The 16,292-nt window shown below is 42.6% G+C and carries 14 protein-coding genes; 3 read left to right on the top strand and 11 right to left on the bottom strand.

Features of this window, described 5'->3' with window-relative positions:
• The 5 genes from EPX21_RS12365 to EPX21_RS12345 are packed head-to-tail and all read right to left on the bottom strand — an operon-like array spanning nucleotide 1 to nucleotide 5,809.
• On the bottom strand, nucleotides 1–846 hold the full coding sequence (locus EPX21_RS12365; RefSeq protein WP_134090004.1) for a glycosyltransferase family A protein: 846 nt from the start codon (nucleotides 844–846) through the stop codon (nucleotides 1–3).
• Entirely contained in the window at nucleotides 840–2,024 is a 1,185-nt protein-coding gene (locus tag EPX21_RS12360; RefSeq protein WP_134090003.1) for a glycosyltransferase, read from the bottom strand. Before EPX21_RS12360 ends, EPX21_RS12365 begins: the two co-directional genes overlap by 7 nt.
• On the bottom strand, nucleotides 2,017–3,126 hold the full coding sequence (locus EPX21_RS12355) for an EpsG family protein (RefSeq protein WP_134090002.1): 1,110 nt from the start codon (nucleotides 3,124–3,126) through the stop codon (nucleotides 2,017–2,019). Before EPX21_RS12355 ends, EPX21_RS12360 begins: the two co-directional genes overlap by 8 nt.
• On the bottom strand, nucleotides 3,123–4,325 hold the full coding sequence (locus tag EPX21_RS12350; RefSeq protein ID WP_134090001.1) for a glycosyltransferase: 1,203 nt from the start codon (nucleotides 4,323–4,325) through the stop codon (nucleotides 3,123–3,125). Before EPX21_RS12350 ends, EPX21_RS12355 begins: the two co-directional genes overlap by 4 nt.
• A gap of 23 nt (nucleotides 4,326–4,348) precedes the next feature.
• On the bottom strand, nucleotides 4,349–5,809 hold the full coding sequence (locus EPX21_RS12345; RefSeq protein WP_134090000.1) for a flippase: 1,461 nt from the start codon (nucleotides 5,807–5,809) through the stop codon (nucleotides 4,349–4,351).
• A 249-nt stretch (nucleotides 5,810–6,058) separates the two neighbouring features.
• Between EPX21_RS12345 and EPX21_RS12340 the strand changes: the two genes are divergently transcribed.
• Together EPX21_RS12340 and EPX21_RS12335 are read left to right on the top strand one after the other, a co-directional pair.
• Entirely contained in the window at nucleotides 6,059–7,699 is a 1,641-nt protein-coding gene (locus EPX21_RS12340; RefSeq protein WP_240768675.1) for a gliding motility protein RemB, read from the top strand.
• A 374-nt stretch (nucleotides 7,700–8,073) separates the two neighbouring features.
• On the top strand, nucleotides 8,074–9,351 hold the full coding sequence (locus EPX21_RS12335; protein ID WP_134089999.1) for an MraY family glycosyltransferase: 1,278 nt from the start codon (nucleotides 8,074–8,076) through the stop codon (nucleotides 9,349–9,351).
• Between the two features lie 3 nt (nucleotides 9,352–9,354).
• Here EPX21_RS12335 and EPX21_RS12330 read toward each other — a convergent pair whose 3' ends face one another.
• Complete coding sequence (locus tag EPX21_RS12330; protein WP_134089998.1) at nucleotides 9,355–9,546, bottom strand: hypothetical protein; 192 nt, start codon at nucleotides 9,544–9,546, stop codon at nucleotides 9,355–9,357.
• 461 nt (nucleotides 9,547–10,007) lie between these two features.
• Between EPX21_RS12330 and EPX21_RS12325 the strand changes: the two genes are divergently transcribed.
• Nucleotides 10,008–11,045, top strand: coding sequence for a glycosyl hydrolase (locus tag EPX21_RS12325; protein ID WP_134089997.1), 1,038 nt, complete (start codon nucleotides 10,008–10,010; stop codon nucleotides 11,043–11,045).
• A gap of 199 nt (nucleotides 11,046–11,244) precedes the next feature.
• Here the strand turns inward: EPX21_RS12325 and EPX21_RS12320 are convergent, their stop codons facing one another.
• The 5 genes from EPX21_RS12320 to EPX21_RS12300 all read right to left on the bottom strand — a co-directional run bounded on the left by EPX21_RS12320 (nucleotide 11,245) and on the right by EPX21_RS12300 (nucleotide 16,219).
• Nucleotides 11,245–11,520 (bottom strand): hypothetical protein, encoded by a 276-nt coding sequence (locus EPX21_RS12320; RefSeq protein WP_134089996.1) that lies wholly within the window; start codon nucleotides 11,518–11,520, stop codon nucleotides 11,245–11,247.
• A gap of 204 nt (nucleotides 11,521–11,724) precedes the next feature.
• The gene (locus tag EPX21_RS12315; protein WP_134089995.1) at nucleotides 11,725–12,051 is read right to left on the bottom strand and encodes a hypothetical protein; all 327 of its coding nucleotides are present in this window, start codon (nucleotides 12,049–12,051) and stop codon (nucleotides 11,725–11,727) included.
• A 223-nt stretch (nucleotides 12,052–12,274) separates the two neighbouring features.
• Entirely contained in the window at nucleotides 12,275–13,660 is a 1,386-nt protein-coding gene (locus EPX21_RS12310; protein ID WP_134089994.1) for an alpha-L-fucosidase, read from the bottom strand.
• Nucleotides 13,661–13,704: 44 nt separating this feature from the next.
• Nucleotides 13,705–15,360, bottom strand: a complete 1,656-nt coding sequence (locus EPX21_RS12305) for a RagB/SusD family nutrient uptake outer membrane protein (protein ID WP_166670747.1) — start codon at nucleotides 15,358–15,360, stop codon at nucleotides 13,705–13,707.
• Nucleotides 15,361–15,397: 37 nt separating this feature from the next.
• Nucleotides 15,398–16,219, bottom strand: coding sequence for a hypothetical protein (locus tag EPX21_RS12300; RefSeq protein ID WP_134089992.1), 822 nt, complete (start codon nucleotides 16,217–16,219; stop codon nucleotides 15,398–15,400).
• Nucleotides 16,220–16,292: the final 73 nt, after the last annotated feature.

Here is a 16,292-nt window from a genome sequence, read left to right as displayed (position 1 = left end):
CTATCTTCTTAACTTTACGATCACTAATCGACGAATATACTTCATTAAGGAGTAAAACACCAAAAATATGTATTCTAAAAAGCCCACGATACCCAGCTTGTAGCCTAAGCGCATATTTCTAAGCTCTCCTTTCTCCATCTCTTTCAGGTTGGACGACAGGCCCGAAAAGCCGAAATTGGGTTTACCGTCACCCGTAATGACCAAACTTTCGTTTAATAAAACGCAATGGTGCTGCTTACATACGCGTATCCAAAAATTGCCCTCTTCTGCATAACGTTGTTGCTCATCGAAATAACCGGTTTTTTCGAGTATTTCTCGCTTGAAAAGTACCGTAGGTGTAACGAAAAAGGTTTTATATAGTAATAGCCGAGCGGATATGGGGGTCAAGTGCTGAAACTCTTTAAATATCCACCTCTTCCAATGCTCCCCGTTCCGGGTGGTCCCTAAAAAATCGATTGCCGGATTTGCCTGCAAAACGGCCATTTGTCTTTCCAACTTACTCGGCAACCATTCATCGTCAGCATCCAGCAAAGCGATAAAAGCACCTTTCGCTTTACGCATGCCGAGATTCCGAGCGGCCGACACTCCCCTATTCTCCTGATTGAGTAGCTGAAAAGAAATTGCTGTAGCGCTTTGCGTTTCTATAAAACTTTGTACTTCTTGAACCGATTTATCTCGACATCCATCGTTTACGATGATCACTTCCAGCGGCCGATACCGCTGATTCACGACGGATGCAAGCGTCTTCCGAATACTGCGTTCGGCCTGATACATTGGAATAACGACGCTGACCAATGGTGACGGCCATCTAGTGCCCACTTGCTCTTGTTCTTGATTTGCTAGCATGAAATCCCTTTTAATTGTTTGCCAAGTTCTCTGGCGACATTGTCAACGCTGAAATGCGCTTGCAGCGCCACAAACGCAGCAGCTCCATTTTCATGGAAATGCTTTTGTTGATAAATGATGGATCGAACAGTCTGCTCCATTTCCTCTAAACTATCAAATAATTGCCCCGGCGCACGTTCAACAAGGGAGAACAGCTCTGAAAAGGAAGTGTTCCGTAAGGCCAAGATAGGCTTGTGCGCAGCAATTGCATCCATGACTGCGCCGCTGCTGGTAAGCTCGTAACTATCCGACGCATAGCAGAACAGCGCATAATCGGCATCATGGAGGGCTGCCAAGTAGTCTGCTGTCGGCAACATGTCACCACGCCCTGCGTAAACGACGTAGGGGTTGAGGTAGTTGTCCATCTCGGGTAACACCTGACCTACCACTTGGAAAATCGCCTTACCTTGCACGACTTCTTCTTTAAACTTCTCGGCCAGCTTAAAAAAATGATGCGACCCCTTCGACAAACGGGCTACGCCAAGGTGAACAAAGATAGGAATATGGTGCTGCACCTGTTTCATATCCCGCTTCTTAAAAAGATAAGGGTGCGGTATACATAGCAAATGTGAGGAAGGGATCAGATCGTGGTCTTGCAGGTAGCGCTGCGCGCCCTTTTCCATGGTAATATAGTACAAGCGACTCCGCTTCCGTCGAAAAGCGCTTCGAAGGAGCGACGCGTAAACACGATCGACGAATTTGCCTTGCCGCGAAACTTTTAACAGCTCCAAGCCATGCAACTGTACCAATATGTTAAGCTTTTTAAAAAAAAAGACGCGATAACAGCTTAACAACCATTGGGCGGGCGGCGATAAAAAGGCAAAATACACCAAAGACACCTGATGCCTACGGGCCCGTATTAACAGCTTGGTTAAAGCCCAACATTCCGCCAAATGTTTATAAACCCACCGAAGCTTATCGGCATTACGTAGCCTTGGTACCCTTAAAGGCTGGTGAATGATCCGCCGACTCATCTGACCTTGCTCTTTTAAAGCAAGCAAATGGTCTGAAGAACACCACAACCGAATGGTAGCCATTGGATAAATAGCCTGAAACACCTGCAACATGGCCGCGTTGAAGGGTGCATGCTGGTTGCCGCGCATAAAGGGCTCGATATAGAACAATTGTTGCTTATTCACGAACTATATCTGTTGGTGCAAAAATCGTTTCAAAGGGTACGTATAAATCATAGTACACCGAAATTAAGTTATAAAGACGAAAGGCGCCAAATAACAACAGTAATAAAAAGGCCAGCAAGCGCAATCCTTTATCCTTTAAATAGAAAATAAGATAAGCCAGGACAAAAATTTCAAACAGTAGAAAACCTGTGGAGAGGCGCGCCATAACCGGCAAACTTACCATGAACAGAAAATAAATAAGATTCCCAAATACCAGCAAGTTAAGATAGCCGGTGTATTTGGCCCGATCAACCGGTGCAATATGAGGTTGAAAGGCGATAAAAATAGGCAGAAAAATCGCCCGCTTAGCGACTCCGATGGCGAACGCCACATAGGGATTACCCGTCATATCGAGCGTTTCCTCGTTGTAAAATAACAGCTTTTCCCCTATTCTGGAATCGATGCCCGCCACATGCATGGCCAAGCGCGCTAAGAGTCCGCCAATATCTATAAAACCTAAAAAAAGGGCTACCAGTAGCGATATATAGATCAGTTTGGGTGAAAACTGCATAGGATAAACCCAGTAAGCGAAAATAAAAAAGATGGCCGTTACATGAATGAGCGACGCTAAAAGGATCACTAGCAAAAAAGGAAGGAAACGCCGCTTGATAATAAAGGGAATAGACCATAGCGTAATAGAAATCGCCAGGTATTGCCGAACAGCAAAAATATCGGCCAGGTAATAACAGAAGTACAAAAAAAGGCCCAGCAGCATGATCTGCTCATGCTTATAGATAAAAGCAGCTTTCAAACCGATGGTAAGAATTGCCGTTAAGGCGAGCAATACCGAGTAATTGTCGGTCAATACCTTTACTACATAATTTAAATAGGTAAAACCGCGTTCCATCATATTAGTCTCCGGATTCTCCACGTAGCTTTCTACCTTGTTGAAGTAATCGGTATAGGAATACCAATCGGTACCGACATTCCAACGGATGGAACTTATAAAAATAAGGACGGATACGAAGAACCAAAATAAAAGACGCTTGATATTCTCTGCGTTTTTAACAAGATCTAACAGCGCAAAGGCGCCAAGAACCATATATAATATAATATAAATCAAGATCTGACTTTATTGATAGTTTGGTCAACAGAAACGAAGTCCGTTAAAATCCGGGTTGCCGTTTCTTTATTTTTTTCCATTTTCTTTGCCAGCGCCCTTTGTGCCTCAGCAAGTGCCCTTATTTGATGGGTAACTTCTTCCGGATAGGATTCGATTCTCCTTCTAAATCCGGCCATATCGCTAACAACGAAATAGTCGGCTATCCCTTCGTATCCCTGTGCGCTGGACTGATGTAACAGCAAGGGTATCCCTTTTTGAATGGCCTCCATCACCTTCACTTTCACGCCTCCTCCTAACGAGACAGGCACAACCATCAAATCACATTTCTTAATGTAGACGTCTACATCTTCAACGGCACCCGTTACGTGAATATGGGTCGAATTTAATTCCAGAATCTCCGCTACCGGATTTTTTCCGACAATATAAAAATGATACGATGGGTCTTGCTTAAGCAATGGTTCAAATACCTGTTTCACAAATTGCAATACACCTTGTATATTGGGATACCAATCCATCATGCCGACAAAAAGAAGATGTCGACATTGTTGTTCATATTGCTCTTTTACCCGTTTCAATGGTAATGCCGGCGACAACAGATAGCTGTGTTGATCATCCTGCCGGATATGGTCAAACAAACGTTTATCCTCTTCTGAAATAGCGATAAGTCCGTCGGCCTCTTTTATTAATTGATGTTCGGTTTGCCGATAGCGAAAATTTGCCCAGCGGTAAAGCCTTCTCTTGAATGCATGACGAATACGATAATTCATATATTCGAGGTGGTTCGCATACTCGTAATTATGCTGATTGAGCAAAATTTTGCAGGAAGGGCGCACGCTTCGAATCGTCGGTATGAGATACGCTGAATAAAGTTCCAATACGATAAAGGCGTAATCCTTTTCCTTCAGCTTTTTACGAACCATGTGACGTAAAGCGGAAGATTCACGAAAAATATTATGTCCTCTTTGCAAGAGCCTGATGCGTTCGCGGGTAGGATGGATAGCCTCGGCAGGAACCTCGTAAACACGACAGGGTAACTGGCTAAGTAACGCGCGCCCATAGGACGTGCGAGGCCCTTGGAGCGTAACAACATCTGTTGGTGCAATGGACGTAAAAGTCAACACGTTATTCATTGCATACATGGAAGCGCCATCACCGGTTACATCGAGGCGTAAAGCGATATATAATAGTTCTGTTGCCATTACCTGCTTCAAAATTACAATTATTAATGCTTTAATCCGTTTTTTGCACCTCCGACTTTTGCCTTTACTAGGTCAAACAAGGCGAATATATGGCGATTCCGAAATATAATAGCCTGCATACAGACATAGACGATCGTCGTAGCAGCCAATACGAGGAACAATTGCAGGACCATTGAATCCACGGTCTTTTCTACAAGTTGATAAATTGGAATGGCCGGCAAACTGGCCAACACGGCTTGCCATAGGAGCTTCCAAGCGGGGCGGAAGCGCACTTTAACTAAAGCGTAACGGATGAGTAGGACTAAAACACAAAACTCGGTGACAACAGATGAAAGTGCCGCCCCGATATGACCCAAAACGGGAATAAGGCTAAAGTTCATTAGCAAGCTAATGAGCATGCCTATAACAGCTGCCCTAAAAAAAAGTCGTTCATTATGGGTTGGGTTGAGGATCTGCATGCCGAAAACATTACTTAAACCAATAAAAAGAATAGAGGGCGCCAGTACTTGCAAGGAGGTGATCGCTTCGCTGAAATCCGCACCCGCATACATTGTTATAAGGAGCGGTGCCACGACGTAAAGGCCAATGCTCGCTGGCACGCTCAATAAAATAGTGTAAGCAAATGACTTTTGTAACAGAAGAAATGCATGCTGTTCTTCATCCTCATGAAATGCTTTCGATAAAGGCGGAATGAATACCGTTGAAAAGGCAATAAAAATCATGATCACTAATTTTACAAGACGTGCGGAGGTAGCGTAATAGCCGACTTGCTCCGGTGTCGATAACAAGCCTAATAAGGCGGTATCCAACACAGTATAAACGCTGGTTACCAAGCCTAGCGAAAAGATATAAAGCAGCGCTTTGCCGTGCTTTTTGAATATCCTTCTCGAAGGAACAAAACGAACGAAGCGCCTCGCATAAGCGACATTGAAAAGCGCGTTTACCAGTACAGCCAAGCAAGAAATCCCGTAATACCACAGCTCATCCCCAGCTTCCTTTACGAACAGGAAAATGGCCAATACCGAACCGATACGCACTAATAAGGTCCGCTTTGTAATATAGGGAAACTCCTCCATACCCTGGAACAACCATTCGATTATAAATAGTTGAAAAAGCAACACCAGGGCTCCCAAGTAAAATAACGGCCTATAGGCCGCGAAATAGGGTAGCGTAAAAAAAATGCTGATGTAAATGGCCACCGCCATGCCTGTTGTTGATAGGTGTATAAGCAACAATTCGCTAAAAACCTCAGATCGCTTTTGAGGCTGATCTTTCAATTTGGCGATTTCCCTGATGCCGTATACCGGAATGCCCAAAGCAGCTACTAAAAGAAAATACTGTGTAACACTATCGACAAAACTAACGTTTCCAATTCCGACAGGCCCTAGCACACGTGAAATATAAGGAAAAGTAATAAGGGGAAACAGAATCTGACTAACAGATAAAAGAATATTGTATAGCGCATTCTTTTTTATGGTTCCCATTGTGGTGACAAACTTAGATAATTGCTTTTATATACAACAATATTAGTTTAGATATAAAGCAGATTATTATTCCTTCTTAGCAATACGCAGTACCTTTTTTTGGTACGTCGGCTAAATAGAGCGGAATTGCAGAGAAATATAGGCTTTTTATTGAATATGCTTTGACAATAGACAGCAAAAGAAATACTTAAAAAAACTACCTTTGCCTTCTCGGCATGTATCTTGCCAGGAGAATTTATTATTCGAAACATGAGAAAATACTTATTTATTTTTTTAATCTCCTTCTTTTCCCTGAATATTTTTAATACCGTCGCAAATGCGCAGGCTCAATACGTGCCATTTTCTCATCAGTTATATCAGAAGTTCGATCGAACACTTTATAGCAAAGACACCCGGCTGCATACCAGCATTAAACCATTGATTATCGATTCGACCCTGCAACCAGCCTATGACTCACTCATGAATTTGGGCGTAAAGGACCGGAACACTTGGCTAGGACGAAAGCTTTTTAATGAGCACCTGATTGACATTAAAAAAGAAGATTATACTTTTTACGCAGATTTTCTCCCGGACTTTCAAATTGCGCGTTCTTTCAATGAAAAACGAAACCCTTGGACTAACACGCGTGGCTTTCAGGCAGGTGTGACGATTGGAAATAATTTTTCATTCTACACAAGCTTTTATGAAAACCAGGCTTTATTTCCTGATTATGTAACGGATTATATCGAAAAGAATAAAGTAATCCCGGGCCAATTCGGCAAGCTTTACGATCAACGCACCGGCCGTGATCAAGATTGGGCATACGTCACCGCGAATATCTCTTATACGCCGATTAAATACCTCAACATTACCCTGGGCTATGACAAAAACTTCATCGGCGATGGCTATCGCTCCCTGTTGCTGTCAGATGTTTCTTCTCCTTACACCTTTTTAAAGTTGACCGGCACGCTGGGAAATGTAAAGTACATGAGCATGTGGACCTACATGCTCGATCCTTTTGCCTCCAGAGACAGTAGTACCGTTACCGACATTTACAATCGCGACAACATGGGCGATTTAGGAAAATGGGGCGCCTTTCAATATTTAAGCTGGAATGTAAACAACCGCCTTTCCCTTGGCCTATTTCAGTCCATTTTATGGGCACCGAAAAACGCGGGAGGTAATCGGGGCTTTGATGTCAATTACATTAATCCAATTATTTTTTTACGCCCTATCGAAACAGCCAACAGCAATTCGCCTGATAAAGTGCACATCGGTGCCACTGCAAAATATAAGGTGTTAGATAATATGTCGGTTTATGGCCAATTATTATTGGGAGAACTGTACGTAAAAGAATTATTTAGTTCCAGCGGCTACATCAATAATAAGAATGCATTTCAACTAGGCTTCCGCGGTTTTGACGCCTTCGGGATCGAAAACTTAAATTTCCTTGGCGAATACAACAGTGCCAGACCCTATACCTATCAGCATTTCACACCGATAACAGCCTACACCAATTACAATCAACCACTGGCCCACATTTTAGGGGCCAACTTTCGGGAATTTGTCGGGCGCTTAAACTACTCCTATCGGAAGTTCGATTTCTCATTTCACGGAAATTTTGCCAGATATGGATCTGACCCGAGCGATGAGATCAATTACGGAGGGAATATTTTTAAATCATACGAAAACTACGTTGAGCTTTATGGCAACCACATCGGTCAGGGTCTTGCCACCGATCTGACATACCTCGATCTTCGTGCTGCTTATTTAATTAATCCTAAATATAATTTACGGTTTGAAATTGGAGGGGTTTTTAGGCATGAAAAAAACGAAATAGCAACCAATAAGACAACGCTGCTTAATATAGGCTTAAGAGCTTCGTTCAGAAACTGGTATCAGGACTTTTAGGCCATTGCAATAAGGTCAACCAGTTTTATTTTATTGCTGCCATTGCAAGAAAATGAATTTTATTGACTAATTTGGCAGCATTGTTGTAGCAAAACAACTTGAAAGGCCGTTATTAGTAAACCTTTTATTTACAGATATCTTTGACAAAATGACTTTAAAAACTAATTCGTGTTTTCTGCGTAGTGGTTAAAATACATATTGGGGCCAGCTTTTTATGGATGGTGCGCTCCAATATACTAAATCATGGTTCACAGAATATATTGCATATTAGGCAATTTATTTAATAAGAGCATTATTGATTTCATCTTCTATCTTTGGTAGAATATATAAATTCACTTACCTTTGGTATTGAATGGTTAACTAAAGCGATTTGTATGCTAACATCACTACTTCCTTTTTCTCTTGCATTCCTGACTGCCTTAATCGCGATTCCGGCTATTATAAAAATCGCTTATTCCAAACGGTTAGTGGATGACCCTTCTCTGGAATCAAGGAAGATACATAAACATTCGGTACCTAATTTAGGCGGTGTTGCCGTATTTAGCGCTTTCGCATTAATCAGCTGCCTGTTCGTTAATGACAACATGTTGCCGAAAGCGAATTTTATATTTGCTGCCGGCATTATTATATTCACGATCGGTCTGAAGGATGACTTGGTAGCACTCGATCCCTATAAGAAATTTGTTGCTCAGTTCATTACGGCTTTTATTGTAGTCTATTTCGCCGATATCCGCTTTACTAATTTTTACGGCGTAATGGGTATCCACGAAATTGGCCCAATATTAAGTTACACCTTCACCAGCTTCGTTGTAGTGTTTATCATCAATGCCTTCAATTTGATTGACGGAATTAACGGCTTATTGGGGTCAATTTCACTGTTTGTGAGCTTAATTTATGGAGCATTGTTCTATTTTGTAGACGAACAGGGATTGTGCATTCTCAGTTTTAGTCTGGCAGGCGCCATTCTGGGCTTTTTAAAATATAATATGCGAAAACGAGCACGGATATTTATGGGCGATGCCGGAGCTTATTCTATCGGTTTCATTGTAGCCATCTTAACAATCCGGTTTGTGGAGATTTATAAATTCGATGCCGTAACAAATCCGGCTCCTTGGGTTCACGCCGCGCCCGCAGTGGCAATTGCGTTATTGATCATGCCGATATTTGACACATTCCGTGTTTTTACCCTCCGAGTACTAAGAGGCAAATCGCCTTTTATGGCCGACCGAAACCACCTGCATCACCGATTACTCGACCTAGGATTAACGCATTTGCAGGCTTCCGGTATTATAGTGACCGCCAACATCATGATCGTTTCTTTAGCCCTCTCTATCCAACATCAAATGCAAACCGCCGAATTGATGATGCTGATCTTATTAGCTACTGTATTCTTCAATATGATGTTATGGATATACGAGGTAAGAAATGTAAACAGAATCCATGTTATTCAGCGTGCTCGTGCCATCGCGGTTAAAAGCTCTAGAAGACTCAGTTCCGATCTCGAAAAAGTAAACAACACTTCCATTGATTCGAGTTTAGCCGAGGTGCGTGTGCTAGCAACCAAGGAACAACTTCACCATCCAAAGGAAATTGAAGCCGCCAAACGTTTCACGCAGGAAGTGTTGGAAAATTTGGAAAAAAGCAAGAATTAAACACTATTTATTTACAGTCTTTAAATTACTGGAATCGACAGAGGAACTCTCAAAGGATGCAGGAGGCATAGCCATCCAGTTTTCTTGTTCTATTTCTTCTTCTGCCGTTAAAGGTATAGCGCGGCTATATTCGAATGCTAGCCATGCCCAAAGAGCGACGAATAAAAGTACGGATAAAAAAACGAGCGTAGTCATGTGTTTGGTTCTGTTTGATAAAAGTTTAATAAAATAGTTAGCTATAAACGAGGTAAATACTTCCACCTCAAAATACCCCCACAGTCCGCAAAATTGTTGTGCTTGTTAGCCCCTCATTGGTTTATCTTACATCTTGTTAGGTAATAACAAACTTAATTTTTTGTTTTGACTTTTGCAACAGCTATTTCGTTTTTTATGCAACCTACCATGCCTACGGAAATAACCCTGTGCCATCGGTAAGTACGTACATGATGAATACTCCAGAGCGAGAAAAGCGGAGAGGCTACTTCTACACAGAATAACACGATTTTGTTCACAAAAATTCCCATTAATAAAACAAAAAGTCACACATCTCCGTTTTCATCATAACGAGGGTTACGCTGTTTTTTTGAACATACGAACCATGCCTATTATCCGCTTCCTAAAAGCTGGCCCTCAACATTCCTTTATTATGTAAACCTATGAAAACAAAACGAAACAGCATCTACATGCTTACTTTGTTAGGCGCCATAGTGGCGTGCTCAAAAGATTCGGTGCAAAACCCGGAAAAAGAAATCATTGTTGAATTGCCCAAAGATACAACAAAGGTGGAATCAGCGTTAATGTTGGGCGTGAATGGACATCCCCTCAATCAGGAAGCGTATCTCGCACTAACCCCTGCGAAACAGATCGAGCTAATAGCCAACCTAGGAATGAAAATCTACCGTATTGATGTGACAGTCGATCCCTCTACGGGATACATGAAAATGCATGACAACTTTTTGGAACTGTACCGATTGGCCGACTCGGCAGGGATTATTCTTTTACCGATGCTGCCAATTGACGACTTAACCTTTGAAGAGACGGAGCAAGAAGCCCGGGAAAGCGGCTACCGCCGAGGGATTAATTTTGCTACGACTTATAAGGATTATTTCGATTATTACAATGTGGGTAATGAATTGGATATCGACTGTATTCTCCCCGACAGCGTCGGAACTTCAGAAGAGCATTACGACGCAAAAAAATTCGCCGTTATTGCCGCTAACCTGCGTGGCATAATAGAGGGCATTCGGGCCGTAGACAACGCGGCCAAGACAATGGTAAATACCACGTGGCTGCATTATGGCTATTTATTTATGCTTGAAAATTACGGTGTGGAGTTCGACATCATTGCCTATCACTGGTATGATGATATGGAGGAAACAGCAGCCAAACATTATGACATTCCGGACATCACCAAATTGCTGACCGAGATGTTCACCAAGCAGATATGGTTTACGGAATTTAATATCAGAAATGCGGACGGTAAGGAATCGGATTTAAAGCAACGGGATTTCCTCAACACTTTCATTCAAAAATGTAGAAACAACCCCGGTGTGGCAGCTGCAGTTATTTATGAGCTGTTGGACCAACCGGTTTTCAACAATATTGAATCGCACTATGGCCTGTATAGATGGAGCATGCTGGGCAATAGTGTAGAGCCTAAACTTTGGGCGCTCGAACATGCTATATTAAGATAACCGGATAACTGCTCTATTCGATTAAAAAGCAGTTGGATCATCTCTTGATGACTATTATTTAGCGAATGTTTCTTGTCAACATCAGTACAATAGCTTCGACTGCCTCAAAGCACTTTGGGGCAGTTTTTACTTTTTTCGCCACACGATGAAAATAGCCACTAAAGCAGCGCATACGGAAAAGTCAATTAGCCCCGCTCCATTAATCTTCCCAGCCTTCTTTAGCGGGCGGCGGCAGGTATTTTCCATCGACTTTTTGGAGTGACCGGTGGAACTTCCGACGGGTCCGCATCGTATGAAGGAGAAATAATATATTAAAAACCGCTCCCAGCAACATGGCTGCAGCGGCAAGCGAAAGCCCCTCCCTTACCGATGTTATCAGCGCCAATATTACAATCAGCAACCAAAACGCGATGATCACGGAGATCAGTTTTTCTTGGAAAAGGAACTTGAATTTGAAACGTAGCGGTTTTATCATAAATAGGCGTTTGGGTAAAACTATAAAACGCAACTAAAATACAAATTATCAAGCACTTAACAAAAAAAACATCCACATTATTAAAATCAGGCGCTTTTATTAACAGGAAAGGCACAACGGCTTCTTGCCGTCATGCCTTTTTATTGCGTTTAATATAGGGTTTATACCGGCTTCGTCGCCAGACTTCAAATTAAAGACAAAGCTTTAATATTTTGGAATAAGGTGTCGATTCGTATCCCCATCCTTCATAAGAATGGAAAGGTAACTGGATGTAGGCGTTTTGACATTGTATTCAAGCGCCCCGCCATCTGGGCAAATCCGCTTAATCGTTATGACGTCGCCATCCACTACCTGGAGTGTGGTTGAACCCTGTTTCTTCGTCAAGGTATCAATCTTATTAGGCATATAGTGTATCTCCAAGATCCCGCTTTTACTGACAATGGTGATTTCTACGGGCATAAGTGGAGGCGTCTCTTTTGTACAGCCAAACAAGCTGACGCATGCTAAAAAAAGTAAAACTTTTAATTTCATCGGGTTGATTTAAAATGTAAAAATAAGTTTAGTAAACGTCGCAACGATATCCATGTTGCGATACAAACTTAAAAGGATTATACGTCGCTTGTATACACAACTTCTCACCATAAAATGAACCCTTTATCACGCGTGTTTGTAAAAAAAACGAGATAAGCACTAAACAGCAGGTATTTAAACAGCCGATGTGATCACAAATTGGCACAAGTGGGAAACCGGTTGCTTATTCCAGCACGCCTTCTAATTTATACACCCAAGCGTATTGACACAATCCATTATTGGGATCGAACGCGGGCGTTTTGATGGTGACTTGCCGCTTATTGTAACTCGACTGAATGGTGCCCTGATAACCCAACAAACTTACCTGACCCGGCTTTTTGGGCAACGGAAGACGGATGGATCCGGCTTTCCATTCCGTGCAGATCAGATACAGATCTTTGCCTTTTGCGGTGAAGTAGAGATGCGTTTCCTGGCTGTTTTTCGGGCGCGAAGCCCAGGCCTGTGTACCATAGATAGCTTCGCCGTTTACGGCTAACCATTGCCCCATATCGAGTAGACGCTCCTGCATGATAACGGGAATCATCCCATCGGCCGTAGGGCCAACGTTGAGCAATAAATTGCCGCCATTGCTTACTTTCTCTATCAACAGATCAATAAGCTGCTTGGAAGTGAAATAATCTTCGGTAGTTTCGAAACGGTTGTATCCATAAGAGGTGCCAATACCGCGACTCTCTTCCCAAGGATGTGAAGCTTGGTCGCCAATTCCCTCTTGATCGTGTACTAAGTCGTACTCGGTCGTATAATACCCGCCATGCTTGCTGCGGGTTTCCTTGCCCCAACGGTCATTGACCACCACCGTTTTGCTTACCGGTGATTCGTTATAGAGCCACGACAAAAAGGCAGTGCTCTTGAGCGTTTCGCTGGGATAATCCCACTCGCCATCGGCAAAGATAAGCTCGGGTTGATAGGCCTGCACAAGTTCTTGCATCTGTGGAATCATATGCCGGTCGACCCACTCCCCGATGCTTTCCTTTTGGTAAAGTGGATGGCTCCATTCAAGCAGGGAGTAGTAAAAGCCCATGCGTAACCCGGATTTTCGGACGGCTTTCGTTAGATCGCCTGCCAAATCGCGGTGGGCACCAATGTCGACGCTGTTCCAATTCGGACTGAATTTACTGGGCCACAGGCAGAATCCGTCGTGGTGCTTTGATGTTAACACCACATATTTAGCGCCTGCCTTTTTAAATAACTCGGCCCATTGGTCGGGATTGAAATGTTCTGCTTTAAAAAGTGGTGCAAAATCCTGATAAGTAAAGTTCGGCCCATAGGTTCTATTGTGGTAATCGACGAAAAGTTTGTTGTTACTTTTCAAGCGATTTTCGTAGTGCTCTGCATATTTCTCATAAATACCTTCCACTTCTTTTATGGGCGCGTATGCCGGCACCGAATAAGGACCCCAATGGATAAAAATCCCAAATTTGGCGTCCTGCCACCATTGCGGCACGGCACGCTGATCGATCGATTCCCAAGTAGGCTGGTACTGCTGAGCTTGTAGGGATTGAGTGAGTATGACGATGCTAAAAAGCAGATATTGAATTGTTCTCTTCATTTGACGACTTATTTTTAATCAGGGTATCTTATTGGAAGTTACTTTTACCAACCTTCATTTTGAGCTAATTTACGGTTTTTTGTTAGTTCTGACCTCGGTATGGGCATATAGTACATTTTTTCGGTAAACACATTAGGTTGCGGATCCACCGGCTGATAGTCGTAAGAAAAGCTACCGTCATCGTTTTTTGTAATAACAACGCCCATTCCGCGTTGACCATTAAGTATGGAGGTTGCTAATTTCCATCGCCTTAAGTCCCAATACCGTTTATGCTCTAGGCACAATTCAACATATCGCTCATTCCGAATAATCGTGCGCATCTGATCTTTTGTAAAGGTTCCTACTTCTAAATCCTGGGTGATACCAGCCCTGCGTCTGATGAGATTCAAGACTTCATAAATAGTAGGATCAGGAGCTGAGAGGTATTCGTTCTGGGCTTCCGCAAAATTTAATAGTACTTCAGCATAACGCAATTCAATCCAGGGCTGATCGCTACCAAAGCCACCTCTATAAATGGTATTTTCTTGATTGACTGCTTTTATCGTATAGTAACCGGTGGTAGTATTGTAAATAATGGTAGATGGGTCTTGATCATAGTCACGACCACCGCGATAAATCTCTAATGTTATTTCCTTTAGTGGTGGCCCACTCGTCGTTCCCTTCATCTTTGCGCCATTGTAAGCTACGAAAGCATAGAATCGCTTATCGCGTCCGACATAAGGGTTTTGAGCGTCATAACCAGAACCTTCTTCATGAATAGATTTGCCATTAACCATGGGAAAGGCATCTACTAAATTTTGCAAAATAGACCCGTATCCTGCGGTATTATTAGCCAATACAAGCGGTTTAACAACAGCGTCCCAATCATGATATTTCTCCGGCAATTTGTATTCTATCTGAAAGATCGATTCGGTATTCGACGTATTCAACCAAAGATCATTTAAATTATCATACAAGGAATATTCTCCCAAATCAATCAACTGCTTGTTAACTTCAGCTGCCTGCTGCCAGCGTTCTTGCTCATTTTCAGGATTAAATAAAGGGCTGGCCCAATACAAAAGCACTCGACCTTTCAAAGCGAGCACAGTGGCCTTTGATGCTTTAGACTTAGGAGCTGTATCCGGTAGCCGTTCATAGGCGCGGTCTAGATCGGCCAAAATAAATACGAAGGTTTCTTCTGTGGTAGCTCTCGCCACTTCCAGATCCTCATCTATGCCTTGAAAATGGTCAATTACAGGCACACCACCATAGCGTTTTACCAAATCGAAGTACATAAATGCCCTCAAAAAATAGACTTCGCCACTTAATTGTTCTTTTATTTCGGCCGCAAGCGGGGAGGTTTCCATCCGATAAAAAAACTCATTCATCCGACGTATGGAGGTATAAGCGGCGCCCCAAATGTCCATTGGATTATTTACATCATCCCATTGTCCAATAAGCAATTGATTCGGCTCGTTTCCCGGGTAAGTGCTACGCGATTCATCTGTAATATTATTATAGAAATGCTGCCCCCAGCCTTCGGTGCGGTCATTGTAAATTTTGTTTACATATAAACCGACAAGATCCGCATCATTCCAAACCTCATCCGCGCTAATGGCTTCTGGATTTTGCCTATTTAAAAAGTCCTTTTTACAACTCGCCGCTACGACAAGAGCAACGATTGAAAAGAAAAGAAATACGTTTTTATGTGTGTAACTCATAATATAAGACTTAATATGGTAAACGGATACATTGGATTTATAAGGTAAGGTTAACACCAACATTAAAAGAACTCTGTTGAGGATAGTAATCACCATTCGCATTTTCTACCTCTGGATCGAACTCTTTCAGTTGGCTTATGGTGAAAAGATTAAACCCGGATACGAAAACTTTTATGCGTTGTAAGCCCATACTTTTTAGCTTCTCAGCTGAAAAGGTATAGCCGATATCGACTGATTTTAAGCGTGCATAGCCCGCCTTCTTCAACCATAGATCTGAGTTACGGTTGTTCATGGCACGTTGGTCAATCCAGGCCTGTGGATATTGTGCCGCTGGATTATCAGGCGCCCAAGCGTCTAACAGATAGGCAAAGGAATTGGAGGAGCCACCATTATAAAACATAACACGCGCTGTTTCGGTTAACAAGATATTACGCTGTGCTGCTCCCTGTACGAGAAAATTGAAGTCGAAATGTTTCCATCGGAAGCTCCCGTGGAATCCGTACATGATGCGCGGCGTGCTATTGTAGTACGACAAAATGCTCTCGTCGATATTTGATATCTGCCCATCTCCGTTGACATCTTCGTAGCGTATATCCCCGGGCAACGATTTTTGTCCAAACTGGTATCCTCCATACCAGGCGTCAGCCTCTTCTTGACTTTGGAATAACCCCAATGACCTATAACCTGTTCTGAATTGAAAGGGCCTATTGAGTTGAATTTGATAATCGAGTGCGTTGGAAGGATCGTCTATATTAGTTACTTTGTTGGTAGTATAGCTGCCGGTTAATCGCAAATTATAAGTAAAATCTCCTTTCGCCTTTCGGTGGGAAAGCGTTAATTCTACACCTCTGCTTTTCATATACTCTAATAAATTACAAGTTTCTAGGCCACTATTTTTTCGGAGCCGTTTACATTTTTGTTAATTTCTCTTG

Origin of the sequence: Olivibacter sp. XZL3, from assembly GCF_004368405.1 — a bacterium.
Classification (GTDB): domain Bacteria; phylum Bacteroidota; class Bacteroidia; order Sphingobacteriales; family Sphingobacteriaceae; genus Olivibacter.
The sequence above is the reverse complement of the archived record's forward strand: the minus strand, read 5'-3'. Positions and strand labels throughout refer to the sequence as shown.

Bases quoted from the DNA above. Each gene is read 5' to 3' on its own strand.
- EPX21_RS12310 (WP_134089994.1), bottom strand. From the start codon at position 13,660: ATGAAGAGAACAATTCAATATCTGCTTTTTAGCATCGTCATACTCACT.
- EPX21_RS12325 (WP_134089997.1), top strand. From the start codon at position 10,008: ATGAAAACAAAACGAAACAGCATCTACATGCTTACTTTGTTAGGCGCC.
- EPX21_RS12340 (WP_240768675.1), top strand. From the start codon at position 6,059: ATGAGAAAATACTTATTTATTTTTTTAATCTCCTTCTTTTCCCTGAAT.
- EPX21_RS12365 (WP_134090004.1), bottom strand. From the start codon at position 846: ATGCTAGCAAATCAAGAACAAGAGCAAGTGGGCACTAGATGGCCGTCA.
- EPX21_RS12330 (WP_134089998.1), bottom strand. From the start codon at position 9,546: ATGACTACGCTCGTTTTTTTATCCGTACTTTTATTCGTCGCTCTTTGG.
- EPX21_RS12320 (WP_134089996.1), bottom strand. From the start codon at position 11,520: ATGATAAAACCGCTACGTTTCAAATTCAAGTTCCTTTTCCAAGAAAAA.
- EPX21_RS12305 (WP_166670747.1), bottom strand. From the start codon at position 15,360: ATGAGTTACACACATAAAAACGTATTTCTTTTCTTTTCAATCGTTGCT.
- EPX21_RS12350 (WP_134090001.1), bottom strand. From the start codon at position 4,325: ATGGCAACAGAACTATTATATATCGCTTTACGCCTCGATGTAACCGGT.
- EPX21_RS12315 (WP_134089995.1), bottom strand. From the start codon at position 12,051: ATGAAATTAAAAGTTTTACTTTTTTTAGCATGCGTCAGCTTGTTTGGC.
- EPX21_RS12335 (WP_134089999.1), top strand. From the start codon at position 8,074: ATGCTAACATCACTACTTCCTTTTTCTCTTGCATTCCTGACTGCCTTA.
- EPX21_RS12300 (WP_134089992.1), bottom strand. From the start codon at position 16,219: ATGAAAAGCAGAGGTGTAGAATTAACGCTTTCCCACCGAAAGGCGAAA.
- EPX21_RS12345 (WP_134090000.1), bottom strand. From the start codon at position 5,809: ATGGGAACCATAAAAAAGAATGCGCTATACAATATTCTTTTATCTGTT.